33 protein-coding genes are annotated in these 26,660 nt (G+C 57.0%); 8 read left to right on the forward strand and 25 right to left on the reverse strand.

All coding sequences use genetic code 11. The features are described 5' to 3' along the window. Window positions 1–3: 3 nt before the first annotated feature. The 20 genes from DN611_RS10065 to DN611_RS10160 all read right to left on the reverse strand — a co-directional run bounded on the left by DN611_RS10065 (window position 4) and on the right by DN611_RS10160 (window position 16,047). A complete protein-coding gene (locus DN611_RS10065) occupies window positions 4–276 on the reverse strand; it encodes a hypothetical protein (RefSeq protein WP_119311243.1) in 273 nt (90 codons plus the stop codon). A gap of 25 nt (window positions 277–301) precedes the next feature. Continuing rightward, entirely contained in the window at window positions 302–1,357 is a 1,056-nt protein-coding gene (locus DN611_RS10070) for an SAM-dependent methyltransferase (protein WP_119311244.1), read from the reverse strand. Window positions 1,358–1,455: 98 nt separating this feature from the next. Next, window positions 1,456–1,878, reverse strand: coding sequence for a single-stranded DNA-binding protein (locus tag DN611_RS10075; RefSeq protein ID WP_119311245.1), 423 nt, complete (start codon window positions 1,876–1,878; stop codon window positions 1,456–1,458). A gap of 200 nt (window positions 1,879–2,078) precedes the next feature. Next, the gene (locus DN611_RS10080; protein ID WP_119311246.1) at window positions 2,079–2,615 is read right to left on the reverse strand and encodes a sigma-70 family RNA polymerase sigma factor; all 537 of its coding nucleotides are present in this window, start codon (window positions 2,613–2,615) and stop codon (window positions 2,079–2,081) included. A 33-nt stretch (window positions 2,616–2,648) separates the two neighbouring features. Continuing rightward, window positions 2,649–4,013 (reverse strand): AAA family ATPase, encoded by a 1,365-nt coding sequence (locus tag DN611_RS10085; RefSeq protein ID WP_119311247.1) that lies wholly within the window; start codon window positions 4,011–4,013, stop codon window positions 2,649–2,651. Between the two features lie 13 nt (window positions 4,014–4,026). Continuing rightward, window positions 4,027–4,353: a hypothetical protein gene (locus tag DN611_RS10090; RefSeq protein ID WP_119311248.1), complete on the reverse strand. Its 327-nt coding sequence runs from the start codon at window positions 4,351–4,353 to the stop codon at window positions 4,027–4,029. Continuing rightward, window positions 4,343–4,600: a hypothetical protein gene (locus tag DN611_RS10095; protein ID WP_119311249.1), complete on the reverse strand. Its 258-nt coding sequence runs from the start codon at window positions 4,598–4,600 to the stop codon at window positions 4,343–4,345. Before DN611_RS10095 ends, DN611_RS10090 begins: the two co-directional genes overlap by 11 nt. Continuing rightward, window positions 4,597–5,154 carry a hypothetical protein gene (locus tag DN611_RS10100; protein ID WP_119311250.1) on the reverse strand — a complete coding sequence of 186 codons (558 nt, stop codon included), beginning with the start codon at window positions 5,152–5,154 and terminating at the stop codon, window positions 4,597–4,599. Before DN611_RS10100 ends, DN611_RS10095 begins: the two co-directional genes overlap by 4 nt. After that, the gene (locus tag DN611_RS10105) at window positions 5,147–6,067 is read right to left on the reverse strand and encodes a hypothetical protein (RefSeq protein ID WP_119311251.1); all 921 of its coding nucleotides are present in this window, start codon (window positions 6,065–6,067) and stop codon (window positions 5,147–5,149) included. Before DN611_RS10105 ends, DN611_RS10100 begins: the two co-directional genes overlap by 8 nt. After that, window positions 6,060–6,350, reverse strand: coding sequence for a hypothetical protein (locus DN611_RS10110; RefSeq protein WP_119311252.1), 291 nt, complete (start codon window positions 6,348–6,350; stop codon window positions 6,060–6,062). The genes DN611_RS10105 and DN611_RS10110 overlap by 8 nt, the downstream gene beginning before the upstream one ends. Beyond that, window positions 6,343–6,873, reverse strand: a complete 531-nt coding sequence (locus DN611_RS10115) for a hypothetical protein (RefSeq protein ID WP_119311253.1) — start codon at window positions 6,871–6,873, stop codon at window positions 6,343–6,345. The genes DN611_RS10110 and DN611_RS10115 overlap by 8 nt, the downstream gene beginning before the upstream one ends. 1 nt (window position 6,874) lies before the next feature. Then, window positions 6,875–7,249 (reverse strand): hypothetical protein, encoded by a 375-nt coding sequence (locus DN611_RS10120; protein ID WP_145985096.1) that lies wholly within the window; start codon window positions 7,247–7,249, stop codon window positions 6,875–6,877. Window positions 7,250–7,314: 65 nt separating this feature from the next. Further along, a complete protein-coding gene (locus DN611_RS10125; RefSeq protein WP_009259419.1) occupies window positions 7,315–7,692 on the reverse strand; it encodes a zinc-finger-containing protein in 378 nt (125 codons plus the stop codon). 24 nt (window positions 7,693–7,716) lie between these two features. After that, on the reverse strand, window positions 7,717–8,895 hold the full coding sequence (locus tag DN611_RS10130; RefSeq protein WP_145985097.1) for a DNA polymerase III subunit beta: 1,179 nt from the start codon (window positions 8,893–8,895) through the stop codon (window positions 7,717–7,719). After that, entirely contained in the window at window positions 8,831–9,319 is a 489-nt protein-coding gene (locus DN611_RS10135) for a hypothetical protein (RefSeq protein WP_119311256.1), read from the reverse strand. Before DN611_RS10135 ends, DN611_RS10130 begins: the two co-directional genes overlap by 65 nt. 13 nt (window positions 9,320–9,332) lie before the next feature. Beyond that, on the reverse strand, window positions 9,333–12,548 hold the full coding sequence (locus tag DN611_RS10140; RefSeq protein WP_119311257.1) for a helicase-related protein: 3,216 nt from the start codon (window positions 12,546–12,548) through the stop codon (window positions 9,333–9,335). 391 nt (window positions 12,549–12,939) lie between these two features. After that, a complete protein-coding gene (locus DN611_RS10145) occupies window positions 12,940–13,521 on the reverse strand; it encodes an ATP-binding cassette domain-containing protein (protein ID WP_119311258.1) in 582 nt (193 codons plus the stop codon). A gap of 3 nt (window positions 13,522–13,524) precedes the next feature. Continuing rightward, a complete protein-coding gene (locus tag DN611_RS10150; protein WP_119311259.1) occupies window positions 13,525–14,274 on the reverse strand; it encodes an ABC transporter permease in 750 nt (249 codons plus the stop codon). A 6-nt stretch (window positions 14,275–14,280) separates the two neighbouring features. After that, window positions 14,281–15,351 (reverse strand): ABC transporter substrate-binding protein, encoded by a 1,071-nt coding sequence (locus DN611_RS10155; protein ID WP_119311260.1) that lies wholly within the window; start codon window positions 15,349–15,351, stop codon window positions 14,281–14,283. 24 nt (window positions 15,352–15,375) lie between these two features. Then, entirely contained in the window at window positions 15,376–16,047 is a 672-nt protein-coding gene (locus DN611_RS10160) for a Crp/Fnr family transcriptional regulator (RefSeq protein ID WP_119311261.1), read from the reverse strand. A 172-nt stretch (window positions 16,048–16,219) separates the two neighbouring features. Between DN611_RS10160 and DN611_RS10165 the strand changes: the two genes are divergently transcribed. The 3 genes from DN611_RS10165 to DN611_RS10175 are packed head-to-tail and all read left to right on the forward strand — an operon-like array spanning window position 16,220 to window position 18,605. Next, a complete protein-coding gene (locus DN611_RS10165) occupies window positions 16,220–16,933 on the forward strand; it encodes a GTP-binding protein (RefSeq protein ID WP_119311262.1) in 714 nt (237 codons plus the stop codon). Continuing rightward, window positions 16,921–17,664: an ATP-binding cassette domain-containing protein gene (locus DN611_RS10170; protein WP_119311263.1), complete on the forward strand. Its 744-nt coding sequence runs from the start codon at window positions 16,921–16,923 to the stop codon at window positions 17,662–17,664. Before DN611_RS10165 ends, DN611_RS10170 begins: the two co-directional genes overlap by 13 nt. After that, complete coding sequence (locus tag DN611_RS10175; RefSeq protein ID WP_119311264.1) at window positions 17,661–18,605, forward strand: hypothetical protein; 945 nt, start codon at window positions 17,661–17,663, stop codon at window positions 18,603–18,605. The genes DN611_RS10170 and DN611_RS10175 overlap by 4 nt, the downstream gene beginning before the upstream one ends. 60 nt (window positions 18,606–18,665) lie before the next feature. Here the strand turns inward: DN611_RS10175 and DN611_RS10180 are convergent, their stop codons facing one another. From DN611_RS10180 to DN611_RS10190, 4 genes are all read right to left on the reverse strand, one after another. Next, window positions 18,666–19,448, reverse strand: a complete 783-nt coding sequence (locus DN611_RS10180; protein WP_119311265.1) for a ZIP family metal transporter — start codon at window positions 19,446–19,448, stop codon at window positions 18,666–18,668. A gap of 15 nt (window positions 19,449–19,463) precedes the next feature. Further along, a complete protein-coding gene (locus DN611_RS16690) occupies window positions 19,464–19,631 on the reverse strand; it encodes a hypothetical protein (RefSeq protein ID WP_160117425.1) in 168 nt (55 codons plus the stop codon). 168 nt (window positions 19,632–19,799) lie between these two features. Beyond that, entirely contained in the window at window positions 19,800–20,054 is a 255-nt protein-coding gene (locus DN611_RS10185) for a DUF4491 family protein (RefSeq protein WP_333637333.1), read from the reverse strand. Between the two features lie 91 nt (window positions 20,055–20,145). Further along, on the reverse strand, window positions 20,146–21,153 hold the full coding sequence (locus DN611_RS10190) for a helix-turn-helix domain-containing protein (RefSeq protein WP_119311267.1): 1,008 nt from the start codon (window positions 21,151–21,153) through the stop codon (window positions 20,146–20,148). Between the two features lie 198 nt (window positions 21,154–21,351). Between DN611_RS10190 and DN611_RS10195 the strand changes: the two genes are divergently transcribed. The 3 genes from DN611_RS10195 to DN611_RS10205 are packed head-to-tail and all read left to right on the forward strand — an operon-like array spanning window position 21,352 to window position 24,157. Further along, a complete protein-coding gene (locus DN611_RS10195) occupies window positions 21,352–21,936 on the forward strand; it encodes an MptD family putative ECF transporter S component (protein WP_009259393.1) in 585 nt (194 codons plus the stop codon). Beyond that, window positions 21,936–22,694 (forward strand): energy-coupling factor transporter transmembrane component T, encoded by a 759-nt coding sequence (locus DN611_RS10200; protein WP_009259392.1) that lies wholly within the window; start codon window positions 21,936–21,938, stop codon window positions 22,692–22,694. Before DN611_RS10195 ends, DN611_RS10200 begins: the two co-directional genes overlap by 1 nt. Next, window positions 22,691–24,157 (forward strand): ABC transporter ATP-binding protein, encoded by a 1,467-nt coding sequence (locus DN611_RS10205; RefSeq protein WP_009259391.1) that lies wholly within the window; start codon window positions 22,691–22,693, stop codon window positions 24,155–24,157. The genes DN611_RS10200 and DN611_RS10205 overlap by 4 nt, the downstream gene beginning before the upstream one ends. On the opposite strand, the gene DN611_RS10210 is transcribed toward DN611_RS10205, so the two are convergent. Further along, the gene (locus DN611_RS10210) at window positions 24,154–25,194 is read right to left on the reverse strand and encodes a helix-turn-helix domain-containing protein (protein ID WP_333637334.1); all 1,041 of its coding nucleotides are present in this window, start codon (window positions 25,192–25,194) and stop codon (window positions 24,154–24,156) included. The genes DN611_RS10205 and DN611_RS10210 overlap by 4 nt on opposite strands. A gap of 146 nt (window positions 25,195–25,340) precedes the next feature. Between DN611_RS10210 and DN611_RS10215 the strand changes: the two genes are divergently transcribed. Next, complete coding sequence (locus DN611_RS10215) at window positions 25,341–25,919, forward strand: MptD family putative ECF transporter S component (RefSeq protein ID WP_119311268.1); 579 nt, start codon at window positions 25,341–25,343, stop codon at window positions 25,917–25,919. After that, on the forward strand, window positions 25,919–26,656 hold the full coding sequence (locus DN611_RS10220) for an energy-coupling factor transporter transmembrane component T (RefSeq protein WP_119311269.1): 738 nt from the start codon (window positions 25,919–25,921) through the stop codon (window positions 26,654–26,656). Before DN611_RS10215 ends, DN611_RS10220 begins: the two co-directional genes overlap by 1 nt. Window positions 26,657–26,660 lie beyond the last annotated feature (4 nt).

Raw genomic sequence — 26,660 nt, forward strand, 5'->3', positions numbered from 1 at the left:
GTACTATTCCTTTCCAAACAGCCTGGACGAGTCAAACAGGATCACTTTCCCGTCCGCTGCGGTACGCATGGCCGTGAAGTGAAACGCGCTCCTGGCGATACCGGATAGGTAGTCCAGACGGCCCAAACGGGCGATGGCCTCCTCTCTGGTAATAGGGGCGCCGTCCATCTCGTAGGTTGTTTTGTCTCTTCTGGTGGCTTCTTGGATCTGGGCGAGGTCTTTTCTGCCAAATCTGCAGCGTTCAAGATACATCTTGTCTTCTTTTGTAATCTTCATTGAGATCTCTGCCTCCTGTTTTGATTTAAGCCACAGCATAATTCAGGGCATAGAATCCGTTTCCGCAGGAAATATACTGTCCCGGGTGCTCGTAGACGGTGGCCCGTATGCGATCCCGAAAATGCGGGTTTTTCTTTGCCTTTGGGTGAGAGGTCAGGCGGTCTCCCAGGTCGGACAGCTTGGCGCGGCCGCCCAGTTCCTCCATGGTCAGCCGGATCAGGTGGTGCCAGGTCAGCGCGGGCGAGTCCTCGCTTCGCAAGTCCACCACCGATGCCCGGCGCGCAGCAAGCGGAATCAGCAGGGAATCATTCTTGTGAAAGAGGAGCAGATATTCCGTTACAACGGGGATAAAGGGTTTTTTATAGGTGCGCGTATCACTGACGCAGTTGTATTGCCCTTTTACGATGAACGCCTCCATCGCTCCCACACGGATAAGGTCATGCTGCATGGAGTAGAAGCTCCCTTTGGTGCGGATGTCCCCAACCAGGACAGCAAGCCGGCCGTCCCTGCGCAGGGCCATAAAGAGCTTCTGGACAATGTAATTCAGTTTATCCACAAACTCGGGATAGCTGGAGCACCTGGAAAGGTCATCCTTATGCGGCGCGCCCCACATATTTCCGGAGTAAGGGATCAGGTTATGGTAGGGCGGGTGGAGAAAAATCAGATCTGCCGAATCGTCCACTTCGTCCCGCAGCGCGTCCCATCCGCCAATGCCGCAGGCAGGGGTGGGATTGAGGTCATATAGAAGCGAGCGCACACCAAGGCTCTGCGCCGCCGCCTGGCTTGTCCCAGAGCCGGACATAGGATCAAGGAGTGTAAAGTCCTGTGTCTGCTTCCCGTAGTAGTGCTTGCAATCAAGCACATAGCGGAGAATCGCCCGCACGACTTCCAGAGAGCAGTTTCCACGCCACTTGTTGTTCCCGCCGCTGCCGCGTTCCGGGAAAGCCATAAAAGAAGTGAGCTCCTTACCCACACGCTGGCGAAGCTCTCTGGTCCCCAGCTCCTGGACGATCTGTTTCCACCGGGGGCCGAACTCTTTCTCCAATATCTGTGCTGCGCGCTCCTGTTCCGAAAAGCTCATATATCATCGTCTCCTGTATCTTGGTATATTTGCTTTTGCAGGGAAGGAATACAGCGCGGGAGAGGCCGAAGCCTCCCCCGCGTGTTGTTTTGCCGGAATCAGAAATCCGGTGCAAAGTCGCCGCCGCTGCCCGGCACAGAGCCCTGATAGGCGCCGTAGCCCGCAAACTGGTCGTCGGCGGGGAAATCGCCGCCGGCATCGTCTTTCTTGCTGTCGGCAAAGTAGGCGTTGTCCACAAGGATCTCCGTGCTGACACGGTTGTTGCCTTCCCGGTCTTTCCAGCCTCTTGTCTGAAGCCGGCCGTCCACTGAGATCATGCGCCCCTTGCTGAAATACTTGCAGATAAACTCGGCGGTGGATCGCCAGGCCACGACATCGAAAAAGTCCGTCTCTTTCTCCTCGCCCTTGCTGTAATCCCGGTCATTGGCAATCCGGAAAGAGGTGACGGAGACGCCGCTTTGGGTACGGCGCAGCTCAGGGTCTGCGACCAGGCGGCCGGTCATGGTGATACGGTTTAACATAAGGGTATCCTCCTTTTGATCATGATAATGTGATTTGCAGGCCATCCCTATAATTGCCTGCTTCAAAAATGTAGTAAGTCCCATTTGGCAGTCGGATCAAAGGGTGCTCACGCACCCGCTTGACCGCGCTTTTCAGACCGCCGGCGCAGATTGTCAGCGCCAGGGTTTCCAGCCCATTGGCATGGACATACCTCCTGTATTTAAGCCGCAAGTGCAGCGGTTTCCGTGGGGAACGGCACGACCTTCGAGCGCGCCTGGTCCATCTCCAGCTTGATTTCGCCGGGCTTGACCCGGAACATGCGGGCAATCTCCAGGTCGCGGTAGCCCTGGGAGCGCAATGCGGCGATCTGCCGCTGCTTCTGCGTCAGCTTGCCGGAGAGTTCCTGAAAAGACAGCACATTTTCATAGGCCGTCGATACGGGGTCCAGCAGATCCCGGGTATGAAGATCTTCGTCCAGGGGCTCTACCAGGGCATGACGCTTCTTGCGCATCCAATACTCCTTGGAGTGGTGGACATCGCAGCTCATGGCCCGGTAGGCAATGGTGGAAAAGCTGTACTTGCGAAGTTCAGGCCGGGCCAGGTATTTGCGGACCGCCCGCAGATACCCAAAGACCACAACATCGTAAAAGTCATCCTCCGGTAGGCCCGCCTTGCGCAGATACCCATAGATAACGGAGTGATGTTCGGCGGCAAATTCTGCTTCAGCCTCAGTCAGCGGCAGATTGTAATTTAACATGATTGGCACCTCTTTCTTTATCATTGGATGCTGTCAACTGGCCTTCAGGTCATAGAGCTCCCGAAGCGGAGCATAAGAGTATTGGACCGACGCATGGGCCTCCTTGCTGTACCGCTCCAGTTCTTCCAGGCAGGCGTTGATCTTTTCCCGCTCCGCGTCGCTCTGAGCATTGGAGAGCATCTGGCTGAGCGTTACATAGAGGGATATAAATTCATCCCGCAGTTTCCCAATCCGGCGGGCCGCAGGAGCGTCGGCCGTATCGGTAAATTCCTGATACCCCTCCACGGCTTCCGCCAGAATGGTGTCCAGCCGGTCCTTGAGGGGATCATTGCACATCCGCTCCAAGGTGGCTTGGATGATGGTCCGCTCTTCCGGAGCGGTCCACAGGTAGGCGCAGAGCGTGGTCAGATCAGACGGCTCCACGGTGTCCCTGCCGCTGAGCCAGGATTTTGCCTGTGCGATAGGGGCGTAGTTAAAATATTTCCGGTCAGAGATATGGATGCCCTTGCCGCGCAGCTCACACAGCACATCGTCCATCAACTCATTCACCTGGTCCGGGACGCAGACCTGAAGCACTTCGTCCTGCATGGCCTGCAGCTCCGCCAGAGAAATGACGGCCGACGGATTTTGCGCAGCTCCCTGTGCCGCCTGCTTCTGCTTCAAAATCCCCAGGCGGGCGTCCCTGTCTTCCACATACTCAGTGACCACCTTCAGCTCAAACCGGTCATAGAGCGGCTTGAGGATCTTTTCCTCCGGGTTTGCGAAATTCGGAATCTCATTGGAGGCGGAAAAGAAAGAGATCGCAGGGATGTGGATGGTTTTGCCCTCGTTGGTGTACCGGCGCTCGTTGAGTGCGGTCAGGAGGGCGTTGAGGATACCGTCGGACGCCTTAAAAATCTCGTCTAAAAAGACAATATGGCTGTCCGGCAGCTTCCCTTTGGTAATGATCCGGGGCTCGCCGCTGTGCAGCTCAGCGAGCGCCTTACGATACTGCTCCATCTCCGCAGTCAGGTCTGTGAGCCGACTTGCGCAGTTCGGCCCGCCTGCCTGAAGCTCTGCTTCCAATTTCCGGCGCAGTTCCTGATAGTGTTGGTCCTGCTCCAGGACCTCCTCCGGCACGCCGCCGGGGATAAGGCTGGAGAGGTCCAAACGCCCGAACAAGGCTTCTTCATCGGTCTGCTTGGACATCAGCCGCTCAAACTGGTTGGCGCCGGTTATGCCGGCGCGGAACAGGTTGATGACGGCGCTCTTGGCCTGGCCGGTATCGCCCAGGATAAAGACATTCTTGCGGGTGAGCAGAGCGATGGCGATGATCTCAATGAGCTCATCACGCTCGGCCACCTGCGCCCGGACTTCATCCATCCGGGCGAGCATCTTGTTTCTCAGTGTTTGATTCATGTGTTTTCCTCCTTTAGCGTATCCAGAGACGAAGCCGGCCGGGCGTCGGCGCCAGCAGGCGATCCGGAATTGGTTGGCGGTTGCGAAGCATGGCCGTGATCCCACAGCCAAGCCAGGTGAAATGTGAGGCGGTAAGCTCCGCCGGACGATGGCAGTCTTTTGCCCACTCCGGGAGCTGGGCGTCGATGTACGCCTGGGCTTCCTCATAAGTGCGGAATTTCATGGCGTGAAGCGGCTCGTCATAGCCGACGGCATCCGGGACCCCGCCTATTTCGCCGTGCTCGGCATAGTATAGATCGGTGTCTCTGGTGTTGCGGATCAGATAAAGGCTATATGCCATTTGCAATCCTCCAGCAGAATTTCAGGATCACGGACGCCGGCAGGGTCTTGAAGGTCTCTTGCCGATCCGGTGAGAGGGCGTCGAAGATCTGGCAGACGACATTTGCAGTGGTTGCGTCCAGCCAGACCCAGCCGGCCCCCGCTTCAAAGGGCTCGCGCATGTCATACAGTCCGGGGGTATGCTCCCGCGGGCGGATCATACGCAGCCCATGCTTGCGTACAGTTTGGCAGCACTCTAAAAAGGTCATGGCAGATAACCCATCCCTTCTCTTATTTGGGCGAAAGCATCGTTTTCGTTCCGGCGGTAGCTTCCCATGTACTGTCCATTTTCGATCATGTACTCGCGCAAGGTCATTTCGTTGTCCCATAGTACGGAATGGTCTTCCTTGATAAGCGCGATCAGGCAGAATTTCAGGGTAGGATAATCCCGGGAGACGACGCGGAACATGTTTTTGGGGATCGTGTCCCACACAAAAAAGCGGTAACGCCGCTCTCCAAGCACCCGTTTGACCTGCATTTCACACAGGTCTCCGCCTGTTTCCCAATATGCCGCGCACCACAGGCGACCAGCTCTGAGAAAGCCGCGGCGCTGGACCTCTTCCGGTACTGGAAACAGCGCGTGGAACGAATACCTGGGCTTGGTGTTGGGAGGACGGTCGGCCCACTGAGGGCCGTACCCGCTCCGAAAAGCCTTGTCGAAGGCGTTGAGAAACGCCGCGTCCCCGCTGACACTCAACAGGCATTCAATGTACTGGGGGAGTTCCTGCTCCACCCCGGATTGACTGCTCGAAAGCTCAGGCATGGCGGCTGTCCTCGCTGACACTTTCCGTCACGGCGGATTTTCTTTGCAGATCCGCTTCCAGCTCCCGCTTTGGCGTATAGCGGTGCAGGTTTTCGTTGACATATTTCGCTGTATGGTACATCAACACCCCGCACAGCTGACCCATCAGCCGACAGGCCTCGGCATCGTCCCGAAGCGTCTTGAATGTGCCGATGGAGCAGCGGTCATTTCCGGACTCGTCAAACTGTCCCTCAAGGAACAGCTCCACATAGATCCCCTCGCAGCCAAAGTCTATGGTAGATACTGCGGAAAAGGCGTAGTTTGTCAGATAGGAGTCCTTATCCGGAAACAGCGGCTCATTTTTGTTGGGGAGATAGTAGTCCAAAATGGGCTCGATTTCCCTCAGATCGCCGTTGGCCCTGGCCCGGTCCAGCACGGCATACAGCAGCGTGCTTTTCCGGTCCCGCCGGGGAACGGTATAGGACTCCTCAGCCCGGTTGCGGCAGATCCAGTCCTCTACTGCGCGCTGATCCTCCTCGTGGAACAGCTTGAGGAACTGGGCGTTTTTTTCGCCCAGCGTGAGATCGTCCTGTTCCATGTACCACGCTGCGCGTCCTAACAGGCTGCGATTGTATGTGCCGTCACTGCGCCGGTGTTCAAAGGGGCGGTAGCGTTCCATCTCCCGATAGATACACTCCAGGAGAGTGTCACCGGAAAGCTCATCCGGGATAGATACGCCGCATTGCAGGTCCTGCCCACCACAGCGCAGACACCAGCCGGTCATATACAGAAACCGCTGCGGCTCGTGCTGCTCAAGAGAGGTGTACTCCAGCTTCCAGCCCGTAGGGATGAAGTTGCGGCCGTAATGGTCTGTGGCGATCTGGAAACTCTCGCTCTTTGAGGCAGGACAAGTGCAGGTTCGATGCTCATTCATGGCTATTCTCCTTTAACAATCCATTTTTTTGCAGATGGTTTTCCACCGCCTGCGGAGTCTGATACCGCTCCAGCCAGTAGTTTCGTTCCCAGGTCTGCGGGAGTGGGGGATCGAAAGCAGGCTTGCGGAAATAGACCTTTTCAAATACTTTGATTTTGTAGCCATCGGTAAAGATGGCTATTCTGCAGGGGGTGTCGTACATCCCCGGGATAAAGCTGTTCAGGATTTTGGCAAGCCGCATGGGGGCAGTCCGCTTACTTGGAGCGTCGGTGTGCTCAGGCATGGTGCGCGCCTCCCTCGTGTTTGAGGCCGAGCACTTTTGCCGGCAGGACGGTACCCTGGCTGTAACAGTAGAAGAAATGAGAAGCCAAACCGTCGTCAATTTCGATCAATTCGCCGTTTTTCAGCGGCGTACCGTTGAGCACACTCTCCAGCGGCTCATCCTGGAGCGCGTTGTAAAACTGCTCTGCGTTCATGCCCAGTGGAAACTCACTTCGGAACTGGTAGCGGTGGGCCAATGGAAAATACCAATCATGTTTGTCCGGCTCAAAGCCGAGCCGGTTGTCCCGCTCCAGGGCCTCCTGCATTTCGTCCTTAAATCCATAGATACGGCAGACGGGTGTTTTCAGGCGGCGTGGGCACCACTCGGGCGGCCTGCGCTTCATGTCTTTCTTCTTAAAACGCCTGCCATTTTTGCCTTTTTTCATGCAGTAGCAGGTTTCGCTCAGCATAGATCCGACGACCTTGAAATGCGGGCAGCCGAAGCGGCAGCTGGGCTCAGAAAAGGTGATTTTCTTGTCCTTCATCTCACTGCGCCTCACTTTCATCGTCACGGAACAGTTCAATGAGTTTTTGGCCTTCCGGCTCTGAGAGCCATTGCTTTGCAAAGGCCTGATCCTCCTTGTGAAACAGCGTCGGAAACAACGCCTGAAAGCTGTCCGTTCCGGCCGGAAGAGAATACCCAAACTGCCGGAACGCGAGACCGGCAAAAAGGAAAATCGTTGGCATCAGTCCTCTGGCCGTTTTTTCAGAGGGCAGGGTTGAGCCGCTGCACATACGGCCTCCGCACACACGGCACCGGCCGATTCTGCATACACGGACAGGCTCCCTTGTATCCAGGGAAGCGTACTCCAGTTCCACACGGAGAAATTCAAAGTTTTGGATGAAGTGGTCGATTTCCACATCGAAATCTTCATCGTGCCAGTCGATGCACCGGCAGAGTTGGTCCTGCTTTTGACAAGTTGGCATTATGCCGCCTCCTTTTTATGTTTGCCGTATTTCCGGCATAGTCGGATTACCTGTTCACACTCGTCCATTTCCATCATGCCGATGTGGGTTTCGTGTTCTTTCAGGTGAAGATTTTGCGCCAGCCAGCGGTAGGCCGCGCTCCGCGTCCAGCCCTGCTCCCGCCAAAAGCGGTCGAAGATCCGATGCGTCTCCTGACGCTTCAGCCGCAAAACGGTGTTTGCAACCTTCCCCATGGGGCTCCCATCCGGGTAGCAGCCCACATAGGCATTGCAGTTGACGCACAGATAAATCGGCTCGCTGCCTTTGGGGTAGAGCGCCCGGGTCGTGGACTTGATGATTTTTCCGCCGCAGTAGCGGCAGATCGTGGGAATTTTCATATAGGCATGGATCGCCTCCGTTTCTTACGCCGCCTTGCCGGTTTCAGCCGCCTGAACAGGCGCCCTCATGGGAGACTGCACATATCGGGTGGAGCCGGAACGGATCGCGAGAAGGCCGGATTTGTCAAATTCCAGCGTGATCTTCTCCTTCTCCAGGCGCAAATACTCCAGCAATTTCCTGGAATTATAGTAAAATGGCTGGTTGGGTGCATTGAGCACCAGGGCTTTGACCGGCGCGGAAGATCTGCCGCAGGCACTTTCGGCGCTTACCGTAATCTCATGCTCACCAAAGGCGAGCTCGACCCGATGATTGCTTTCCGAAACGGACTCCGCGACCTCAAGGGCACGGATGAACTCGGCGGCATCCAGATGGACGGAGTATTGGCACTTGAACTGCTCAAAAACGCCGCTGGTATTCGGGAATTTTCCTTCCACCAGCCGTGCGGAAAAGAGTAGCGTGCCGCTCCAGAATACCAGACTTTTCCCAGTCACCCCCATCTCATAAACATCGCTGTCATTTGAGAGGGAAGCCAGGACTTTGAGAGACCGGGCGGGAAGCAGCAGTTCAATCTGCCCTTTACACTGCTTATCGCCGTCTGCCTCCATGATGCAAAACCCATTTGAGGCGGACGCTTTCAGTCCGTCCGGCCCAATATGGAGCCGGACGCATTTCATGGGCGGAGAAGGTATTCCATCTTCCGCAACGGCGAACAGCGTATTGCGCGCCAGCGAGCGAAGCCCGCTGACAGGCAGAGTGTCGTCCGGGAAGGGGAGCTCCGGCATGGGGTATTTGTCCCCGGAGAGCACGGACAGGCGAAATCGTGCGTGCCCGGATCGAATGGTCAACTGGCCGGGATGTTCCGTCTCCAGGTCCACATCCTGTTCAGGAAGGCTGTCTATGGCCGCGGGGAATAAAGCGGCACTGATGACAACGCTTCCAGACTGTTCCACAGAGGCGCCCATGGAGGCACGGATCACGATTTCATAGTTGGTCGCGGTCAGCGTGAGCATGGATCTTCGGCTGTCCGCCTCTACATGAATGCCCAGGACCGCCTCTGAGGTTGCGGTTTTGGGCGCCGCCTTTGCGGTCTGGGCAGCGATGGCAAGGAGTTCATCGCGTTTGACATGAACGAGCATTTCAGCACCCCTCCCCACAATCAGTAACGGCGGGCGGGACGCTATCTGCCTTGGAACTGCCCGCACGCGGAATCACCTCGCAGTTCCCGTTGCCGTGGAAGATGATGTACTCGGCGCGCTCAAGAGCCTGCCGAGGGAACGGTAAAACCGTTTCTTCCGGGACCCATTGGGGGTATGCACGGGCAAGGCTGTCCAGTGCCCGGTACTTTGTCAGGGTGAGCTTTACCAGCTCCTCAATCAGAGGACGCCAGCGGCCGACGCTCTCCGGTGTGTTCTCCTTGTAGGAAAACTCCCGGATGAGAACATCGTTGTACCGGATTTCAGGCGTCCGGATAAAATCGGCACGCGTGACGGCGCATATCTGGTCGTCGCCCACAGCCCAAATGATTTCCCCGGTCTCCGTGTCTATGGCCTGGATCAGCAGGCGGTAGCGGCGGTCCGGGGTGGAAGCACACGCTTCCTCCTTGATTTCAAAAGGATTGTCATTCATAGGTCGTTCTCCTTTATGCAATTTTGAACAGCAGGGTCTGATCCTCGCTGATCACAGCCTTGGCCGATTTGCGCTTTGCGGGGGGATTGACTGCGGCCTTCGGCGTGGATGCCGAAACAGGTGTCGAGGTGATAGCCGGCTTTGGTGTCTGAGCCGGGACTGGATTTCCAAAGGTGAATTCCACGATTGGCTCATTGGCTGTTTTCTTTACCAGTACCGTTTCATCCTGGGCGGTGGGGGCCTCCGCGAAAATAGACCATGCGGCGGACTGCGGCTTGAGATTTGCCATGCGCTTGAACATGGTGGAAACATCCTCCACGCTGTCCTTGATGCCCAGCATCAGCTCCTTGGCCATCAGGGTGGTCATATCCTCGCACTCGGACATGGCGGCAAGGCCCTCTTCCGAGAACGAGCCCTCGATAATTCCCGCCACAGCCAGCTTGGAGGCCATGAGCTTGATCGCCTTGTGCTGCATGGTGTCCTGGTAGTAAAACATATACACCTCTACCCGCGGGGCGGTCTGGTTGATCCGCCAGCTCCGTCGGCTGGCCTGCCTCAGTGTGAACAGCTTATAGCCAGTGTCATAGAAGATCAGCGTGGTAAAAGCATTCAGGTCAAGGCCCGTCTGCACAAGAGTCGGATTTGCGATCAGGACCTGGAGGCCGGCGCTGAGCCGGTCCGCTACCCATTGCTCCCGCTTTACCGGTTTGACCTTGGCCGGCATAGTAACCGTGTTCCAGCCGTGGCCGGAGAGCAGCTTCTGGAGCCGCTGCTGGGTATCCAGCCGCGTCCAGTTGGTGTAGATGAGCACCTTTTCCCCTGCGGCAATCTTCCGCTCCACGAGCTTCAGCACTTCTTCATCCTTTGGGAGGATCGTACCGGGGGCCACCGTGTCTCCCGGTGTCACAATCGGGTGTCCATCCAGTGGATGATAAACGGGCTTTTGCTCATAGGGCTGATCCGGGTAGGCGGTCAGAAGATTGAGATAGGCGGACAAAATTTTCTTTGCGGCCTTTTTGTCATTTTTCAGAACAAATTTGAGCTCTTTCTCAATCTCCTTGTACTCTGCTTCCACCGCTGCGGGCATCTTCAGCGCAACAGGGATCTCCTCGTACTCCGGCAGGTCCTTGCCCATGTCGGTCAGGGAAAGAAACGCGGCCTTGTCCAGCAGGAAGCGGGAATAGACCAGCGGCGAGACGCCCGGCAGAAGCCGGGAGTTCTTCTTGCTTTGCACGGTACGGCGGTTGGAGTTGTATTCCGGCTCCTGTTCCACATAGACATTCTGGATCACGCCATACTCCGCATCGAATTTAGAAGGGTTTTCATACCTTTTGTTGTCCTTTCGCATCTGTGCGGAGCAGAGCCGGTAGAGGAGATGAAATATCCCTGAGCTGTACCCGTTGATCAGGGTGGCGGTCATACCCACCACCTTTTTTGCCGTGCCATAGAGCTCGGCCATGGCTTCTCCCTGGCCCGACTTATTGGAGTATTCGTGAAGTTCATCCACGATCAGGCCATAGATTTTACCTTTGTACTTGCGTTTGATGTAGGAGCTCAGCGCATAAGAGCGGTAAGCGCCTCTGGCCGGGAAGCAGGTATCCGGGTGCTCTTGAATCTCATAGAGCTTCTGGAGCTGGCCCTCTCCGCCGGCTTTTTTGAAGTGCTCATGGACCAGCGGGCGGTAAACAAAGCCGTAATCACCAATCTTGGCCCACTTTTTCTGCCTGCGCCAGGCGTCCGGATTCAGAGCTGACCACAGAGGAGCGCCGCAGGCGGCGCATTTGTGATTGCCGCTGTGCTCCCGCCGAAAATAGTAGGACTTGGCCGGGACCCGATAGGATACGCCGTCCTTTGTAAACTCGGCCATGACCACAGCGCCGCACTCCGGACAGCAGAACACCGGCTTGCGCGGGTTGCCGTCTATGTCCGCCCCATCATGGAGCGGAGGAGTACGCTCAATGGGAAGCGCCTCGCAATTCCACGGCCGGTAAATGACTGCCGGGGCCCTCATATAGCCGTCCCGGGCTTTCTCTTTCGAGAGGATGGCAAAACAGGACTTTGTTCCGCGCTCAAACATCTGGTACAGGTGATCCAACTCCGTAGGAGTATGGACTACGGCGGCGAAGGCATTCGGCACGGTCTCCTCCAGCTCACGCACCCATTTGTCGGTCACATGGGAGGGGCACAGGATCAGGTTAAAAGTCTTGCTCCCCTTGACGGACATCTGTTTGGCAAGAAGTCCCGCGGCTGTTGCGGCAATGGATAATGCCCCAATCTTGCTCTTGCCAACACCGCATTCCGCCACAATGAGCCCTACCTTGCCCCGCTCCAGCTGGCGCTTGATGGCCTCCGCCACCGCAAGCTGGGCGTCGTAGAGGGGGTAGCCGGCGTGCTCTTCAATGTACTGGTTGATTGCCAGCACCTCCGGGGACAGCGCCTCCTTAGCAGGGTCAAAGAGCGGTACAAACAGCTTCTTGATCCGCTCCGCCACGGTAACGCCAAAGGTATTGAGATATTCCGTGATGGAGTTGATTTCGTCCAGCGGGTTTAGGCCGACGGTCGCGCCCGGAATGGAGATCGCTCCGCTTTTGAGCCCATCCTCCATGACCGCGACGATGTTTTTGTCCTTCTCCTCGCAGCGCAGAAGCCACGCCTCCAGTTTGCGGGACAGGGACTTGACCTGAAGCGGCCGCAGGATATTCCGCTTTTGCAGTTCTGTGAGGACATAATCCTGGTACTCCGGGATCATGGGAACGGCGGTCTTTTGGTCCACCGCGTCGAACAGCTCCCGGTGTTCCCCCGGTGTGCAGAAAATGTAGGTATTGCGCGGCGGGAGATCCTGCTGGATTTGATCGTCGTTCTCGTCGTTCTTGCCTTTGACCGGTTTCTGGTCGTCCTTTTCGCCGGAATTCTGCTTGGAGGATTGACCGTCATCCTCCGCGATCAAGGTGGCTTCTGCGTACACTCCGTCATGGCTGAGTTCCCGGCGGTACTGCCTGGTGAGGGTTTTCAAGGTGTGGGTGTCCTTACCATCCTCGATTTCGATGGTAGCTCCGCCATAAATTGCGTCTGCGAGTCCCTGCACGCGTTCCGGGTAGCCGCCAAACCGCAAAGCGGTAAGAGTCGGCGTGGGTTTGGTGTCCCACACCACGGTGTCGGCGTAGCAGATGAGGCGGATCTGGCTTTTGGGGTCGTAGTAGGTGACCTTCATCAGTTTGCTTGTGCTCATTCATGGTCTGTCTCCTTTCTGTGTTTGATGCACAAAAAAAGCCGCAGCCACCCCTGAATGGGGTAACTGCGGTTTTTGTGCGTGGTCGGTCCGGTATTTAGGTTCTGGCAAGTCTCCGCTCGGGGCGCATTGACCCCTCCCGGGTAAAAATCTGACCTACAAAATCTGACCTAAATACAAGTAGAGCATACCACCCTTTTCTCCTCTTGAACAGTTGCGCTTTTTGCCAGGAGGGATTGCCTGCAACGAACACTTGTGATTGCTTCTTCTACCAAAGGACTTGTAGAATATCGGAACTTATGTTATTATTAGTTATCAGTCTTGATAATAAATGAACAGGGAGGCCCCGCACCTTGAGGTGCAGGGCCTCTCTGTTTGTTTGCCCGATAGATCATGTGTTCAAATCAAGCCGTACAACCGCGCCCATGGCATCCAGCTCCGCGGCATCATGGGTGACCAGGAGCACTGTCCGCCCAGCGCAGCGCCGGCGTGTGTCCGCCATCACGGTTTCTTTGGTCTCCCGGTCCAGGCCCTTGAACGGCTCGTCCAGGAAGAGCAGGTCGTATTCCGCCAGCAGCGCCCGCAGGATCGCCACCCGGCGGCGCATTCCGCCGGAGAGTTCCCGGGCCGGCTGCCGCAGACAGCCCGCCAGCCCCACCGCCGCCAAGGCTTTCTCCGTTTCGCTCCGCCCAAGGGACGGATTGACCAGACAGATATTTGCGGACGGGTCCAGATTGTCGCAGAGCCGGTCCTCCTGAAAGACCGCGCTGAGCCGCAGGCCGGCAAGGCCGTCTATGGCGCCGCTGTCCGGCCGCTCCAGCCCCATCAGGATACGCAGCAAAGTGGTCTTGCCCGCCCCGGACGGGGCCATGAGGCCGGTCACCTGTCCGGCCGGGAGCACGGCGGAGAAATCACGCAGCACCGGTTTGCTGTCAAAGGACTTGCACAAGTTTCGGATCACAATGTCCTCCATGGCTCACATCCTCTCCATCGCTTTGGCGCCCCGCCGCAGCAGGGCAAGAAAGGCCCGCTCAAAGGCCAGGCTCACCAGCACGATCACCAGCGTCCAGGCAAACAAATCCGGGGTATCCAGATAGACCTTGGCCTGCTGGAGCTGCTCGCCGATGGAGCCCTCCGGCATACCGATGACCTCCGCGGCGATCCCTGACTTCCAGCACAGGCCCAGGGCGGAGCCGCAGGCCGACAGGAAGTAGGGCATCACCTGGGGCAGATACACATAGCGGATGCTCCGCCCCGCCGGGATGCGGAACACGCGGGCCATTTCCATCAGTTGCGGGTCAGCGGCCCGGATACCGCCCAGGACATTGGAATAGAGCACAGGCAGGACGATCAGGAATGAAATGGGCACCGCCAGATTCCGGGAGGAAAACAGGATCAGGGCCAGGATGATGAACGAGGCCACCGGGATGGACTTGACGGCCAGCATCACGGGGGCCAGCAGTTCCTCCACCCGGCGAAACCGCGCGGAGAGGGCCGCCAGCACCGTGCCCGCCGCAACGCCCAGAAGGAAGCCCGCGGTAATCCGCGCCAGGGAGTAGACGATGCTCCCCCAGAAATCCGGTGTGGGGATCAGTTCCCAGAGCCGAAACAGCACCCGCAGCGGCGAAACCAGGATGATCTGCTGGTCGATCACCATAGCGCCCAGTTGCCAGAGAGCAAGCCAGACGATCACCGCCCAGGCGCGTATGGTTCGAGGCCGTCTCATAAAATCTTAGCGGCTGTAATAGAACGCGTCGTCGGGCAGGGCGCCGCCCACAGACTTGGGATTCTGCTCAAACAGGACGGAAAGATACCCGGAGAGGCTGTCTTTCATCTCCGCACCCTCGATAAAGACAATGTTGCACTCCGGCAGGGCCTTCTGCGCCACTTCGGCGGTGACAATCTCATACTGCCCCACGAGTTGCGCGGCTTCGTCCACATTGGCATTCACATACTCCACCGACGCCTGGTAGTGGTCAAGGAAGGCGGAGACCGCTTCAGGGTGTTCCTCTACAAACTCCGTGCGGCCGACCACCACACCGGTGACCAGCGTGGAGGGGGTATCGCTCTCCGCCTGGATCGCGTCCCACTCCTCGGTGAGATCCAGCGCCACACGGATGTTTTCGCTCTTGGTCTGAGCGGTGGTGACAAAGGGCTGAGGCAGCATGGCAATGGCGTTCTCCTCCGCCATGAGGGCGGACAGGCACTCGGCCTGCTCGCTCTTCCATTCGATGGTCACATCGGAGGCCGGGTCAATGCCGTTCTGGGTCAGCACATAGTTGAGGGCGTATTCCGGCGTATTGCCTTTTCCGCTGGCGTAGATGGTCTTGCCCCGCAGATCCTCCACAGAGCGGACGGTGTCGCCGCTTTCCACGATGTAAAGCACACCCAGGGTATTGATGGCCAGCACCCGCACGCCGCCCTCGGTATTGTTGTAGAGGACGGAGGCCAGATTGGCCGGTACGGCGGCAAGATCCGTGGTCCCCTGGGCCAGAGCGGTGGAGACCTCATCGGTGACCGCGGTGATGCTGAAGTGGTAGTTGTTGTCGGTGAGTTCGCCCGCGTCCGCCTGGCTCATGAATTCCACCATGCCCATGGCAGTGGGGCCCTTGAGGGCCATCACATTCACATCCACTGGAGCGGATGTTTCCTCCGGGGTTGTGGTTTCCGGCTCCGTTACGGTCGGAGAAGTAGACTCCGCGCCATCCGCCGTTGCATTGGCGTCGCCGTTCCCGCCGGAGCATCCGGCCAGAAGTGCGGCAGACAGGGACAGCGCGCAAAACAGAGAGAGCAGTTTTTTCATCGGTACATGTTCTTCCTTTCCTGGTCATTTCGTGTGGGAGGGGTGGTAGAGCAGTTTTTCCAACGCGGGTGCGTCCAGCACGGTGAGGAGGTTTCCCTCTGACCGCAGGACGCCCATGGACTGAAGGGCCGCCAATTCCCGGAATAGCGCCGCCCGGCTGACGCCCAGCCGGCGGGCAAGGTCCTCCCGGGAGCCGGTGAGCCTCACGCTCCCATTCCGGTCCTGGCTGGCCAGCAGATGGGCAATGACCCGTCCCCGGCAGGACTGCATGGTGAGCAGTTCGATGCGCCGGAGCAGAAACTGGAGCTTTTGGTTGCACAGCTCTGCGTAACGCAGGGACAACCCGGCATCCCGCTCCATGCACGCCAGCAGCACGGCCTTGGGGATATAAAGGACCTCGGTTTCTTCCCCGCAGCGCAGGACCGTTTCCAGTTCAGCGTCGGCCAGCAGATTACAGACACCGAAGCATTCCCCGGCGGGAAGCGTGCTGAGCTGAACATCTTTGCCATCCAGGGCCACGGAGTAGACCTCTACCCGCCCGGACAGGATCATCCCCACGGAGGACACGCCGCCGGGCCGGTCGCTGAGGATATGGCCCGCCGGGAATGACTGGACGCGCGTCTGCTCCGCCGGCAGGGAGACCCCGGCCAGAAGAGGCGACTGCGCCAGCCTCCGTTCCAGTTCCGCCTGCTCCAAAATGCCCCTCCTCTCTGGTTAGTTATTGCTAACCTCTGGCGTATATTTTACCGGGTCCGGAGGCGTCCGTCAAGTATCAATCGAGACTGACGGAGTCTCACTTGGTACTGACAAACTTGTGTTTCCTGTGGTAAGTTATGGCTAACCGATTTCAATATGAGGAGGAATTGCCGTGCCGCGCCATGTCTATCTGTTTTCCGGGGCTTCCGCCGTGGGGAAGACCTCGGCGCTGAAGGCCCTGCTCCCCCTGCTGGAAGAGGGCGGGGCCGCGCCCTGTGTCTGCAAGATCGACTGCCTGAAGACCGGGGACGGGGCGCTCTTTCAGCGCATGGGGCTGCCCTGCGTGATGGGCCTGAGCGGAGACATCTGCCCGGATCATTTTCTGGTCTCCAACCTGCCGGAACTCTGGGAGTGGGTGGACCGGCTGGGGCGGGACACGCTGGTTATTGAAACCGCCGGACTCTGCCACCGCTGTTCCCCGGCTACGGAACACATGACAGCCGGATGTGTGCTGGACTGCACCGCCAGCTGCCGGGCGCCGGGGCAGCTCGGCCCCATGCTCACCCAGGCGGACTTTGTGGTGCTCACTAAAATCGATATGGTCTCCCAGGCGGAGTTGGAGATCATCTCTTGGCAGATCCGGCAGCTCAACCCAGGAGCGGCGCTTTTTCCGGTGGACGGTCTGGCGGGCTATGGGACCGACCTTCTGGCCCGGTGGCTGCTGGACCGGCCTGCGTGCGGCAGCCTTGAGGGGGACATCCTGCGGCACACCATGCCCAGCGGGGTCTGCTCCTACTGTGTGGGAGAACAGCGGGTGGGCAGTGCCTTCCAGCAGGGCGTGGTGGGCAAGATCAACTTTGGGGAGGCGGAAAGATGCAGTCTGTGACGATCCTCCCCGGCCGGGACAAGGCCGGGAATCCGGAACCCTTCCAGAACATCACCCTGGAACGGGGCGAGCTGTGTACCATCGTGGGCAATACAGGCTCCGGGAAGTCCCGGCTCATCAAGGATGTGGAGCAGCTGGCCCGCGGGGACTCGGTCACCCGCCGCCGGGTGCTCCTGGACGGCGCGGAGGTCCCGGCGGAGTGCCGCCAGTCCCTGTCCTCCCAGATGGTGGCCCACCTGGGGCAGAATATGCGCTTCGTGCTGGACGCCTCGGTGGAGGAGTTTCTCGCCCTCCATGCCCGGTGCCGTGAGAAAGACACCCGGCCGGAGGAGGTGCTGGCCCTGGCCAATGAGATCACCCCGGAGCCCATTGCCCTGGACCAGAGCCTGAATCAGCTCAGCGGGGGGCAGTCACGGGCGCTGATGATTGCCGACATCGCCCTGCTCTGCGACAGTCCCATCGTCCTCATTGACGAGATTGAGAACGCCGGCATCGACAAAGAGCGGGCGCTGGGCCTGCTTCAGCGCCGGGACAAGCTGGTACTGGTGGTCACCCATGACCCGCACACCGCCCTGATGTCCCGGCGGCGCATCGTCATGGGCGGCGGCGCGGTAGCCGCTGTGGTGGAGCGCAGCCCACGGGAGGCCGATCTCTATGCGGAATTGGGTGAGCTGTACCACCAGCAGCAGACATATCAGGCATTGCTTCGGAGAGGAGATTATCTGACATGACACACATCCTGCTTTATTGGAACCACATCTGCGTCCTGCACCGCCAGGAAAAGGCGTTTTTGCAGGAGCTGGCCGGGCGGCTGCGCCGGGAAGGGATTGAACTGGAGGTCCGTTTTTTCGGTCTGGGATACCCGGAGCACATGTCGGAGTATCTGGCCCGGCCGGACGCGGTGCTCCCGGACCTCATCGTTTCGGCGGATCTGGAGGTGTTCGAGGACCGGGCCATTTTTTCTAAACTGGAGCCGGAACTGTATCCGGCAGCGGATTGGGTCCCCCTGCGGGAAAGTCCCGCCCTGGACGCCGTGCGACGGGGCGACAAGCTCCTGCCCGCGGCGGCCATCCCTCTGGTCTACTACACCCGTGAGCCGGAGGTGTGCGAGCAAATGCGGCTACCGGACTGGGCAGGGCTGGCCTTCGGCGGGATCAACAACTCCGCTGTCAAGACGGTGGTGAAGGCCGTCTGGGAAAAGTGGGGCCGGGAGGCCGCCTCCGACCTGTTGGACCGCAGCCTTGTAACGGATATGCCAATCGGGGCCTTTCAGGCGGTGCGCCAGGAGCAGGCCCGCACTGCCCTGGTGCCCTCTCTCTATGCGCTGCGGGCGGACGGGCAGAGCGCCTTCCTCCGCACGCCCCAAGAGGGACCAGTGCTGATCCCGTCCTATCTGTGCGCGCGGACCTCCGCCCCAGAATGGGCGGCCCGGCGGGTAGCGGAGGGAATCTTATGCCGGGAATTGTGCGATTTCTATGTGACCAACGGGGATCTGATCCTCTTTCCTGCCTGCACCCAGTTGCGCAGCGGCCAAGAGGGGGCGCGTATCTGCTGCCCCTCCGCGGCGTGGCTGGACACCCTCGCCCGGGACGATTTCTACGGCCTGTACTGCGAGAAGTTTCCGGCAGCGATAGACCCTGTTCAGAAGATAAAGGGACGCCCATTGACTTAATATACTGAGGAAAAGACGGAAGCGGAAGGGGATACCCCCTTCCGCTTCCGTCTTTTATCTCTACCCCAGCGCCACATCAAGGGCCATCATCAGGGTGAAGCCCAGGGCGAAGGTCAGCGTACCAACATCTGAGTGCTCTCCCTGGGACATCTCAGGAATCAATTCTTCCACCACCACATAGAGCATAGCGCCGGCGGCGAAACTCAGCAGATAGGGCAGGGCAGGGATCACCAGCCCGGCGGCCAGGATGGTGAGCATTGCGCCCACAGGCTCCACAGCACCAGAGAGCACGCCTCCAGCAAATGCCCGGGTTTTGCTCATTCCCTCCGCCTGCAGGGGCATGGAGATGATGGCACCCTCGGGGAAGTTCTGGATGGCGATACCCAGCGATAGGGCCAGAGCACTCATTACGGTGATCTGCCCATCGCCAGCCAGATAGCCCGCATAGACCACGCCAACCGCCATACCCTCCGGGATGTTGTGCAGCGTGACAGCCAGCACCATCATGGCGGAACGACCCAACTGCGTATGGGGTCCTTCTGCCTGCTGACTTTTTTGGTGGAGATGCGGGATCAGGTGATCCAATCCCAGCAGGAAGAGGATGCCGGCCCAAAAGCCAATCACCGCCGGCAGAAAGGCAAAAGTCCCCGCCTCAGTGGACTGCTCCATGGCGGGGATCAGCAGGCTCCAGATAGACGCGGCCACCATGACACCGGAGGCAAAGCCGGTCAGTCCCCGCTGCACTTGATCTCCCAAGTCCTTCTTCAGAAAAAAGACACAGGCCGCCCCCAGCGAGGTGCCCGCAAAGGGGATCAGCAGGCCATAGATAACCGGTGCTTCCATAGGGTCAGACCGGCCTTAAAGTTCCGTCTGCTCTTCTTGCGTGTGGCTATGCCGCCCACAGCAGTGCCCGCTGTTGTCTTTCCCGCAGCAGCATCCGCCGTCCGGGTCTGTGGGGTCCAGGTGCAGAAGATCGACTTTGACGGGGTTTTCCTGCGTTCCCAGGGATTCCAGGTGATTGAACATAATCTGTCCTCTTTTCTATCATAGTTTTGCACATAGTATAGTGCGCCCTGCGGTTAGTTATTACTAACTATATGGCAATTATATAAACCAATACGCACTCTGTCAAGGGGATGGAAATAGGCAGGTGTCCCCTGCCTATTTCCGTTTTGGATTTTTGGGGAACCAGCCTCACTCCACCCTGCGGGACTGCTCCTTCAGTTCCCGGATGCTCCATATGCAGACAACGCCCAGCAGCCCCAGAAGAATAGAGAAAAGGCCTTGGATGAAAAGCGCGGCGATCAGGCAGAGCAAGCCAGCGATCAAAAATACCGGCCAGCCTCTCTGCGTGAAGTGATACTCAAACCAGATCACCAGGGGATGGAACGCCCCAATGATCACAAGGGACATCACGCCGACAACTACGCCTTCAAAGTTCAATCCCACAGACACCACCTCCCGGATATTGTAACATTGATTTTTGGAGCAGGGCAAATTGGATGATATAAAATCTTGCGATATTTGTGTGTTCTGTCCATCAGGGTTTCCCCTGGCTAAGGCGTTCCAAGTGCCTCCGGCGCCGGTACTCCAACGGGGACATGTCAAACTGCTTCTTGAAAACCGACGCGAATTTGCTCTGGTTGATGTATCCGACTTGTTCCGCCACCTCAGATACCGAAAGCCGGCTGCCCGTCAGCAATTCCGCGGCTTTTCTCATTCGGATCTCCCGGAGATACGCCGATATGTTTTGCCCGAAGACGCCGCGAAAATAATTCTTCATACTGGTCTCGCTGATAGAAAACCTCGCGGCCAGTTCCCATGCCGGATGATGCTGCCGCAGGTCGGCTGTGATGATCTGTTCGACCTGTTTTGCGATGCTCACCTGCGTTTCCGTAAAATAGGCGCAGACCTGGGACGGAGGGATTTCTTTCTGCTCCATCAGCAGAGAAAACAGCGCCAGGGAATAGATCTTCATCTGCATTACAGCAAAGGGCATAGGCTCATGATACAGTGACCATAGTTTTTTCAGCAATTCTTCCGCGTCGGGGACAGCCTTGGAGATGTAGGTGCTTCCATTCCGGCAGTACCGCTCCACAACGCAGTGAAAGTCAAGCCCGAATTCCTCCAGAAGCCATACGCTCTGCGCCGCAAGCGTATCAAGCTCTGCGAAGAACTCCAGCCCCTCGTAGATGCGGCGTGGATAGACATACTGCCTTTGAGCAAAATGTTCTGTCAGAGACAGATCCCCATCCGTCACATACACAAAATTTCCGTTATTCAGAATGATCTCACAGCGCCCAGTTACGCAGTAGTTCAGAAGCAGCGGGCCTTTTTCATCAGAGCCCTCTCCTCGCAAATCCGGTGCTGTCCAGAGCGGAGCGTTTACTGAAATATAAGCCAGTGTCAGTCCCGGGAATAGCGGAAAAAATGTTACAAAGCCTTTTCCGTCCTTCTCATTTAGAAAAAGCCCCGCGCTGTATTCTCCCCGTTCGATAGATATTCCGGGAACTTCGACGCATTTTCGGATAATCTCATCAATGTTCATGGGTGAGTCCTCCTCTTGGCTCCGCAAGAAAAGAATTGCTTTTTGCTATATTATAGGCGTGAAGAGTCTGGCTCGTCAATTTAAAACTCGATGTTGATTGGAGCTAAAAAGCTGTTCAGTTGTAGAAACGCCAGTCCGGGTATGGTATTCTATGACGGGGTTAGAATGAGCTAACCAATGAATGCGGAGGTGTTTCTTATGAACAACAAGATTCAGGCAAAAGATTTGATCAACCTTGGGCTGTTCACAGTACTGTATTTTGTCATCGGCTGCTGTGTCGCAATTCCCATCGGGTTTGTACCAATTTTCCTTCCCGTCCTGGGGGCGCTTTGGGCGCTGATCACCGGCATCCCATTTATGCTGTTCCTGACAAGGGTGAAAAAGTTCGGGATGGTCACCATTATGGGCATTTTGAGCGGCCTGCTGATGGGGTTGACCGGCATGGGCTTCTGGGGCGTCCCCCTGGGGGCTGTTTTTGGACTGCTGGGTGATTTGATTTTGAAATCCGGCGGCTATAAGAGCGCCAAGAAGAGCCTGCTGGGGTATGCGGTGTTCAGCCTCTGGATGGTGGGTACCTATATCCCCATGTACTTTATGGTGGAAGACTCCTGGGCGAGTTTTGCGGCCAGCTTCGGAGAGGAATATGCGGATCAGGTAATGGCTGTCATGCCGATGTGGAGCATAATCCTGGTAATTGCAGGAATCTTTGTGTTCGCCATTTCCGGTGGACTGCTGGGCAAGGCCCTCTTGAAAAAGCACTTTGCCAAGGCGGGCATTGCGTAATGAGCAGCGCGTCATACCCCATAGTAACAGGAAGCAAGAAAGGCATCCAGCTGGACCCGCGCACCAAGCTGCTTCTCCTGCTGACCATCACCACCCTGATGTTCAGTACCAGCAATGAAGGGATCATGAACTTGGTAAAGCCGCTTTTGAGCCTTGTCCCATTTATCCTGATCCTCTCCGAGCGACGCTTTCAGACGGCGGCAAAGTACCTGATTTTGTACGCGGCCTGCTTTGCGCTGGAGCGGGTGGCGCTGATTTGGGCAAGCGGGCTCCCCTCCTTTGTTCTGTTGGCGGTCACATCCATCATGACCCGCTTTGCACCCGGTATCATGATGGGTGCCTATCTGATTGCGTCCACATCGGTGAGCGAATTCATTGGCGCCATGGAGCGGATGCACCTGACGGAGAAGATCGTGATCCCGCTGTCGGTGATTTTCCGCTTCTTTCCTACCGTCAGCGAGGAGTATCAGGCCATCCGGGACGCTATGAAGATGCGCGGGATACGCTTCGGAGGAAAGAACCCGTTCCTGATGGTCGAGTACCGGCTGGTACCGCTTATTGTATCCGTGGTCAAAATCGGGGATGAACTTTCCGCTGCCGCCTTAACGCGGGGCCTTGGAGCTCCGGGAAGGCGTACCAATTTGTGCCGGATTGGGTTTCATGCACAGGATCTTATGGCAGCGCTGTTCTGCGTCGCCTGCTTCGCTCTGTTTCTGCTCCAGCCGCAGATCGCTTTTTGGGGAGGTGTCAGAGGATGATTCAGATTGACCATGTGACCTTCTCTTATGGAGAAGAAACGGAGCATACCGGTGGTGTTCGGGACATTGAGCTTCAGATCAAGCGCGGTGAGTTTGCTGTGCTCTGCGGCGAGAGCGGCTGCGGAAAAACCACGATCACACGCCTGATCAACGGCCTGATCCCCCATTATTACGAAGGGAAGATGAGCGGCGGCGTGTGGGTCAACGGGGCTGAAGTGTCAAAACAACCGCTCTATGATACGGCGAAAATCGTGGGCAGCGTGTTCCAAAACCCGCGTTCCCAGTTTTTTAATGTAGATACAACCAGCGAGATCACCTTTGGCTGTGAAAATCTGGGCCAGCCTGCAGAAACAATCCGGGCGCGGCTGGAGAGGACGGTCTGTGATTTCCGATTGGAAAAGCTGATGGACCGGAATATCTTCCACCTCTCCGGAGGAGAGAAACAAAAAGTTGCCTGCGCCGGCGTGTCGATCATGGAGCCGGAGGTACTGGTACTGGATGAGCCATCCTCCAATCTGGATGCGGCATCCATTTCCGACCTGCGGAAAACCCTGGCTTTCTGGAAAAGCCAAGGGAAAACCATCATCGTATCGGAACACAGGCTCTATTATCTCCGTGGTCTGGCGGATCGTTTTATTTATATGAAGGGCGGCAAAATCACACGGGAATATACTGCGGAGGAATTTAATGGCCTGTCGGAGCAAGCCCGGACGGAAATTGGGCTGCGCACTTTCGCCCTGGAACAATTACAACCGCCGCAAACACCGCAATGCACAGGGACGGAACTGGAGCTGAAGCAGTTCCGCTTTGCGTATCCCCACGGATCGTCAATCCTGCACATACAGGATTGTACTATTCCGGCCGGCCGCATTGTAGGCATCATTGGCAATAACGGGGCTGGCAAGTCCACCTTTTCACGGTGCTTCTGTGGGCTGGAGAAGCGATGCGGCGAGGTAATCTGGAACGGCAGGCGATACCGTTCGAAAGATCGGCTGAACACCTGCTATATGGTCATGCAGGAGGTAAACCATCAGCTCTTTACAGAAACAGTCCTGGACGAAGTGTTGATCAGCATGGAGGAGCCGGATACAAAACAGGCAGAGGAAATCCTGACCCGGCTGGATCTCCTCCTGTTCAGAGACAGGCACCCTATGTCGCTTTCCGGCGGGCAGAAACAGAGGGTGGCCATCGCATCTGCCATTGCATCAAAGCGGTCTATTCTCTTCTTTGACGAACCCACCAGCGGCCTTGATTACCGGCACATGAAAGAGGTCGCCGCTGTTTTGCGGCAGCTCAGCACGGAAGGTGTCACTGTTTATGTGATCACACACGATCTGGAACTGCTGCTGGACTGCTGCACGGACATCATCCATTTCGCCCAGGGAAACATTGCTGGCCAATACCCTATGGATGCGGGCGGCCTTTCAAGGGTCTGTGCTTATTTTATGGGAAGCGGCGCCTAAAGTGTGGCCAGCTTCTGTGCGCGCCGGTACTCCAACGGGGACATGCCGAATTGCTTCTTGAATACCGCTGCAAACTTTCCCTGATTGGAATAGCCAACCTGCTCCGCGATTTCCGCAATGGGGCGGCTGGTGTCCGCTAAAAATTCAGCGGCGGCTTTCATACGGGCCTCCCGCAGATAGGTGGAGATGTTCTGGCCGTACACCCCACGGAAGTAGTTTTTCAAGCTGGTTTCTCCAACGGAGAATTTTTCCGCCAGCAGACGCAGGGGGATATGTTTCCGGAGATCTGCGGTGAGGATTTGTTCTGCTTTTTTGGCGATCCCCACCTGAAGTTCCGTATAAAAGCCGCAGGTTTTTGAAGGGCGCGGCTCTGTATGGAGCAGTTCGTAAATCAGTTCCAGCGTATAGATGCGCAGATAAAAGAGAGACGGCTGCTCCGACAGTGCCCAGAGTTTGTGGAAAATGGCGGTAAGTGTGCTGTCCGCCTCGTTGATATAGGTCTTTTGTCTGCGGCAATAGTTCTCACGCAGCAGAGTAAAATCCAGCTCAAAAGCGGATATCAGTTCCTGGGCGTTCTGAGAGAGCTGCTCTATATCAAAATAGATTTTAATGCCCTGATAGAGCCTTGTTGGGAAAATGTAGCCGTCCTGGGCCGTCTGCTCACTGACGGCAAAATCATTTTCCTTCAGGTATATGTAGGCTCCGTCATCCAGAAGAAGCTCACTTCTTCCTGAAACGCAGTAATTGATCAGCAGAGGCCGAAGCTCGGCATTGGCCTCGGACTCCGGCCAGTTTGACGCATTTACCTGAATAAACGCCAGGGTCACACCGGGAAAGAGCGGGTGGAAGACCATCCTTCCGCAGCCGTCCTCCTGCTCCAAAAGAAGTTCGCTGCTGTTTGGGCCGCTTTTCCATTCAACACCCAAAACGGTATCACTGTTTTTCAGGATACTTTCCATCATGTCGCGCAACAAATTTTCCCCCTTTCGCGGCAAAATGATTGAGTTTATTATAGGCTGTCCCCTTTTAGGGGTCAATCATCAAACAACAGGAAAGAGAAAACTCCTTGCTATTCGGGCCTAAACTGCCGGTATGTGCATAGAAGCGCGATTTAATCTGTGCTACTATTACGGCGGTTAGCGTTGTCTAATCCGAAAAACAATCATGTGTAGGAGGATTCTCAATGAACAGGCTTCAAGGGAAAGACTTAATCAACATCGGCATTTTTACGGCGATCTACTTTATCGTGATCTTCGCCGCGGCGTCCATCGGATTTATCCCCATTTTCATCCCGCTCATCAGTGTGATCGTTCCGCTGGTCGGGGGCATCCCCATGATGCTGTTTTTCTCCAAAATCAAAAAATTTGGTATGCTGACCATATGCGGCCTGCTGCTTGGTATCATTATGTTGCTCACCGGCATGGGCTACTGGTGCATCCCCACCGGCCTGATCTTTGGCTTGATTTCCGACTTCATGATGAAGGGCTGCGGCTACAAAAATGCCAAGCGTGAAGTCCTGATCCACGGCGTTTTCTCCATGTGGGTGATCGGCGCCTTTATTCCTATCGTCGTGACGCGGGACGACTATTACCAAAACCTGCTCCCCGGCTATGGGCAGGAATACGCCGATACGCTCATGGCCTATATGCCGGACTGGATTTTGCCGGTGCTTCTGGCGGCGGCCTTTGTCAGCGGGCTGGTAGGCGGCCTGATTGGGCGCAAAATTTTCAAAAAGCACTTTGAACGGGCGGGAATCGTATAATGAACCGCGAACTTCTCGCCAGCCAGAAAGATAATAGCGGAATTGTTTTAGACCCCCGCACAAAATTGGCGCTGCTGGTCACCATAGCTGTTTTCATTTTAGGCGGCTCGTATGAAGGCGTCATGCAGTATTACATCATCGTGCTGGCGGCGATCCCCCTGCTGCTTCTGCTCTCGGCGGGAAAATGGAAAGGCGCTGTCCTCTATCTCCTGATCTTTGGCGGAAGCCTCTGCCTGGAAATGTTCGGACTATCCTATCTGACCGGGATTGCAAATTTTATCGCGGTTGCCATTGTGGGGCTGTTCCTCCGGTTTACGCCGGGAATCGTCATGGGGTACTTCGTGGTCACGACCACAACTGTCAGCGAATTTGTGGCCGCCATGGAGCGGCTTCACTTGCCGCAGCAGATCACGATCCCCATGTCGGTCATGTTCCGCTTTTTCCCGACGGTTGCAGAAGAATGGAGCGCCATTGGGGACGCCATGCGGATGCGCGGCGTCCGCTTTGGCGGTGGAAAGGCCGGGGCTATCCTGGAATACCGCGTGGTTCCCATGATGATCTGTTCCGTCAAGATTGGAGAAGAGTTGAGTGCGGCGGCACTGACCCGCGGCCTGGGCGGACCGGTCAAGCGGACCAACATCTGTAAAATCGGGTTTCGCGCACAGGACATTGTGTTGCTCCTGATCTGCCTTGGGGCATTTGCCGCACAAGTCTATGTGTGGGCTGCAAGGGGGTGAATGC

This window comes from Oscillibacter sp. PEA192 (assembly GCF_003574015.1).
GTDB lineage: Bacteria > Bacillota > Clostridia > Oscillospirales > Oscillospiraceae > Oscillibacter > Oscillibacter welbionis.

What these genes read in the sequence shown, in the direction of transcription:
- DN611_RS10065 (WP_119311243.1), bottom strand. Translation starts at nt 276, where the DNA reads ATGAAGATTACAAAAGAAGACAAGATGTATCTTGAACGCTGCAGATTT.
- DN611_RS10070 (WP_119311244.1), bottom strand. Translation starts at nt 1,357, where the DNA reads ATGAGCTTTTCGGAACAGGAGCGCGCAGCACAGATATTGGAGAAAGAG.
- DN611_RS10075 (WP_119311245.1), bottom strand. Translation starts at nt 1,878, where the DNA reads ATGTTAAACCGTATCACCATGACCGGCCGCCTGGTCGCAGACCCTGAG.
- DN611_RS10080 (WP_119311246.1), bottom strand. Translation starts at nt 2,615, where the DNA reads ATGTTAAATTACAATCTGCCGCTGACTGAGGCTGAAGCAGAATTTGCC.
- DN611_RS10085 (WP_119311247.1), bottom strand. Translation starts at nt 4,013, where the DNA reads ATGAATCAAACACTGAGAAACAAGATGCTCGCCCGGATGGATGAAGTC.
- DN611_RS10090 (WP_119311248.1), bottom strand. Translation starts at nt 4,353, where the DNA reads ATGGCATATAGCCTTTATCTGATCCGCAACACCAGAGACACCGATCTA.
- DN611_RS10095 (WP_119311249.1), bottom strand. Translation starts at nt 4,600, where the DNA reads ATGACCTTTTTAGAGTGCTGCCAAACTGTACGCAAGCATGGGCTGCGT.
- DN611_RS10100 (WP_119311250.1), bottom strand. Translation starts at nt 5,154, where the DNA reads ATGCCTGAGCTTTCGAGCAGTCAATCCGGGGTGGAGCAGGAACTCCCC.
- DN611_RS10105 (WP_119311251.1), bottom strand. Translation starts at nt 6,067, where the DNA reads ATGAATGAGCATCGAACCTGCACTTGTCCTGCCTCAAAGAGCGAGAGT.
- DN611_RS10110 (WP_119311252.1), bottom strand. Translation starts at nt 6,350, where the DNA reads ATGCCTGAGCACACCGACGCTCCAAGTAAGCGGACTGCCCCCATGCGG.
- DN611_RS10115 (WP_119311253.1), bottom strand. Translation starts at nt 6,873, where the DNA reads ATGAAGGACAAGAAAATCACCTTTTCTGAGCCCAGCTGCCGCTTCGGC.
- DN611_RS10125 (WP_009259419.1), bottom strand. Translation starts at nt 7,692, where the DNA reads ATGAAAATTCCCACGATCTGCCGCTACTGCGGCGGAAAAATCATCAAG.
- DN611_RS10135 (WP_119311256.1), bottom strand. Translation starts at nt 9,319, where the DNA reads ATGAATGACAATCCTTTTGAAATCAAGGAGGAAGCGTGTGCTTCCACC.
- DN611_RS10140 (WP_119311257.1), bottom strand. Translation starts at nt 12,548, where the DNA reads ATGAGCACAAGCAAACTGATGAAGGTCACCTACTACGACCCCAAAAGC.
- DN611_RS10145 (WP_119311258.1), bottom strand. Translation starts at nt 13,521, where the DNA reads ATGGAGGACATTGTGATCCGAAACTTGTGCAAGTCCTTTGACAGCAAA.
- DN611_RS10150 (WP_119311259.1), bottom strand. Translation starts at nt 14,274, where the DNA reads ATGAGACGGCCTCGAACCATACGCGCCTGGGCGGTGATCGTCTGGCTT.
- DN611_RS10155 (WP_119311260.1), bottom strand. Translation starts at nt 15,351, where the DNA reads ATGAAAAAACTGCTCTCTCTGTTTTGCGCGCTGTCCCTGTCTGCCGCA.
- DN611_RS10170 (WP_119311263.1), top strand. Translation starts at nt 16,921, where the DNA reads ATGCAGTCTGTGACGATCCTCCCCGGCCGGGACAAGGCCGGGAATCCG.
- DN611_RS10175 (WP_119311264.1), top strand. Translation starts at nt 17,661, where the DNA reads ATGACACACATCCTGCTTTATTGGAACCACATCTGCGTCCTGCACCGC.
- DN611_RS10180 (WP_119311265.1), bottom strand. Translation starts at nt 19,448, where the DNA reads ATGGAAGCACCGGTTATCTATGGCCTGCTGATCCCCTTTGCGGGCACC.
- DN611_RS16690 (WP_160117425.1), bottom strand. Translation starts at nt 19,631, where the DNA reads ATGTTCAATCACCTGGAATCCCTGGGAACGCAGGAAAACCCCGTCAAA.
- DN611_RS10190 (WP_119311267.1), bottom strand. Translation starts at nt 21,153, where the DNA reads ATGAACATTGATGAGATTATCCGAAAATGCGTCGAAGTTCCCGGAATA.
- DN611_RS10195 (WP_009259393.1), top strand. Translation starts at nt 21,352, where the DNA reads ATGAACAACAAGATTCAGGCAAAAGATTTGATCAACCTTGGGCTGTTC.
- DN611_RS10200 (WP_009259392.1), top strand. Translation starts at nt 21,936, where the DNA reads ATGAGCAGCGCGTCATACCCCATAGTAACAGGAAGCAAGAAAGGCATC.
- DN611_RS10205 (WP_009259391.1), top strand. Translation starts at nt 22,691, where the DNA reads ATGATTCAGATTGACCATGTGACCTTCTCTTATGGAGAAGAAACGGAG.
- DN611_RS10215 (WP_119311268.1), top strand. Translation starts at nt 25,341, where the DNA reads ATGAACAGGCTTCAAGGGAAAGACTTAATCAACATCGGCATTTTTACG.
- DN611_RS10220 (WP_119311269.1), top strand. Translation starts at nt 25,919, where the DNA reads ATGAACCGCGAACTTCTCGCCAGCCAGAAAGATAATAGCGGAATTGTT.